General features: G+C 61.1%; 3 protein-coding genes. 2 read left to right on the top strand and 1 reads right to left on the bottom strand.

All coding sequences use genetic code 11. The features are described from left to right. Positions 1–1439, top strand: a 1439-nt coding sequence (locus tag EN879_RS31480; protein WP_127274506.1) for an EAL domain-containing protein, incomplete at its 5' end; no start/stop codon positions are given. Positions 1440–1450: 11 nt separating this feature from the next. Here the strand turns inward: EN879_RS31480 and EN879_RS31475 are convergent. Further along, entirely contained in the window at positions 1451–2341 is an 891-nt protein-coding gene (locus EN879_RS31475; protein ID WP_013532571.1) for a fatty acid desaturase family protein, read from the bottom strand. Positions 2342–2453: 112 nt separating this feature from the next. Between EN879_RS31475 and EN879_RS31470 the strand changes: the two genes are divergently transcribed. After that, on the top strand, positions 2454–2622 hold a 169-nt coding region (locus tag EN879_RS31470), incomplete at its 3' end, for a LysR family transcriptional regulator (RefSeq protein WP_127274505.1).

The raw sequence follows: 2622 nt of genomic DNA, 5'->3' as shown, positions 1-2622 counted from the left end.
GTCTGGCGGCGGCAAAAATGCATTCGGCCTATCGGCATCTTACCGACGGCAGGACGGTTTTGGTCACACGTCGGCCGATGGATGGCGGCGGCTGGGTGGTGACCTTCGACGACGTCACCGAACGTCGCCGCACCGAAGAGCGCATGACCCATCTTGCGCATCACGACACGCTGACGGGATTGCCCAACCGCTCGATGTTTCGCGAACGGCTCGACCTTGCGCTGGAGGACACGGCGGCCACGCCGCTGGCGATCTTCTCGCTCGATCTCGATCGCTTCAAGGCAGTCAACGACACCTGGGGACATCCGGCCGGCGACTGGCTGCTGAAGACCGTGGCCGAGCGGCTGCAGCGCTGCCTGCATAATGAAAACGACGTCGTTGCCCGCTTCGGCGGCGACGAATTCGTCATCATCCAGTTCAATTTCAAGGGCATTGCCAATGCTGAAAAACTCGCGAAGCGCATCGTCGAGACAATCGGAAAACCGTTCCGCGACAAGAGCCGCGAGATGCATATCGGCATCAGCCTGGGCATCGCGGTTTTCCCCGACGACGGCGGAGACGCCGACACGCTGCTGAGGAACGCCGATACAGCGCTTTACCGGGCGAAGAGCGAAGGCCGCAATCTGTATCGCTTCTTCGAACCCGGAATGGACGCAATGGTACAGGCACGGCGTGCGTTGGAGGTCGACCTCGGGACCGCACTGTCGCGCCAGGAATTCGACCTCGATTTCCAACCCATCATGAACATCGCCTCCGGCGAGATCGTCGGCGCGGAAGCCTTGATGCGCTGGCATTCCCCAGAACGTGGCATGGTGGCGCCGGACAGCTTCATTCCGGTCGCCGAAGAAACCGGATTGATCGTGCCGCTTGGAGAATGGGCGCTGAGGAAAGCCTGCACGGCGGCGGCACGGTGGCCCGCCGGCCTGCGCGTCGCGGTCAATGTCTCGGCCGTGCAACTTAAAAGCGGCAGCTTCGCCCGCAGCGTCATCTCGGCGCTGGCTTTCTCCGGCGTGCCAGCCGGTCGGTTGGAACTGGAGATCACCGAAACCGTGCTGATGGACGAAAGCGAGGTGGTGCTAAGGACGCTGCGGCAGTTGCGCGAACTCGGCATCCGCATCGCGCTGGACGATTTCGGCACCGGCTATTCGTCGCTCGGCTACCTCAGGCGTTTTCCTGTCGACAAGATCAAGATCGACCGTTCGTTCATCCACGATTTGGGCAATCGCGACACCGCGGCGATCGTTCGCACCGTCATCGGGCTGGGTGCCGAGCTTGGCATCACTGTCACCGCCGAGGGGGTCGAGACCGAGGTGCAACTCGACATCCTGCGCAGCAATGGCTGCACCGAGGCGCAGGGCTTTCTGATCGGCGCGCCGTCACAGGCGGCCGAGATCCAGCGTCTGTTGAGATCCCGGGCGCCGCACAGCCAGACCGGCTAGGCCGGCCATCGTCAATGCAGCGTCTCGATGTACTTTTCGTGGAAGCTGACATAGCCGGGCTCGACCACCTTGAGATGCCGCTCGATCAGCGCATGAAACCGCGGCAGTTGATGAAACGGCACGCCGGGATAGGCATGATGCTCGGCATGGAACGGCATGTTCCACGCCAGCTTGCGGACCAGCCAGTTGGTCAATGTGGTCCTGGTGTTCTCCAGCATGTTGGCGACGAACGGACAACGACCGTGCTCGGCCAAGAGATAGAGGCGCAGAAACGGCTGCCCCAACAGAGCGGGCAAAATCCAGACATAGACAAGCACCGAGAGCCGGAAATAGACGGCAAGCAGAAGGAGCACGGCATAAAAGGCAATCATGGCGCGTGCCTCGATGCGCACCTTGTCATAGCCCTTTGGCGGAACGTAGCTTTCGCGACCACGATCCGCGGCGTTGGCATAAAGCGTCTTGATGTGGCCCCACCATAACGGGATGCCGGATATGTGGACGAGGTATTGCCGCCATGTCTCCGGCTTGGGGAACGCCAGTTCCGGGTCATTGTCGGGATCTTGCGTGTATCGATGGTGGGCAAAGTGGAAGTAGCGGAACCAGTCCGCCGGCAGTGCGATCGCCAGGCTGCACACCCGCGCCACGAGATCGTTCAGCCGCTGCGCCTCAAAGGCCGTGCGATGAACCGTCTCGTGCAGCAGCGTGAATAGGAACACGATGAGGAGACCTTGCGGCAGCATCAGCAGCGGCCAGAACGGCACTTTGGCGGCGATCAGCGATCCGAGGATCACGATCGCACCCCAATGAGCGGCAAGCTGAACGAGGCCCGCGGCATCAGACTTGGCGGTCAGCCGGTTGCGCTCCTCCTGCGTCAACGATGAAATTACGTCGCGATGATCCACGGGCTTCGATCCAGGCTGGGATTTGATAGAATCCACTGTAGCGCATGAAAAATCTTTCCAAAAATGACGATTTCTGCGATTTAGATAAGCTGAACTTATCTATCCGGTGATCATGGCCGTACTTCCCTCTCTCAAAGGACTTCAGGCTTTCGAGGCTGCCGCCCGTACAGGCAGCTTTGCGGGGGCGGCGGAAGAGCTTTCTGTATCGGCCGCCGCCGTCAGCCAGCTCATCCGCACCGTCGAGGAGCAGATGGACCGCAAGCTGTTCCATCGCGTCAACC

The organism is Mesorhizobium sp. M7A.F.Ca.AU.002.02.1.1 (assembly GCF_003998535.1).
Taxonomy (GTDB): domain Bacteria; phylum Pseudomonadota; class Alphaproteobacteria; order Rhizobiales; family Rhizobiaceae; genus Mesorhizobium; species Mesorhizobium ciceri.
Note: the sequence above shows the minus strand (reverse complement) of the source record. Positions and strands in the feature narration are given on the sequence as shown.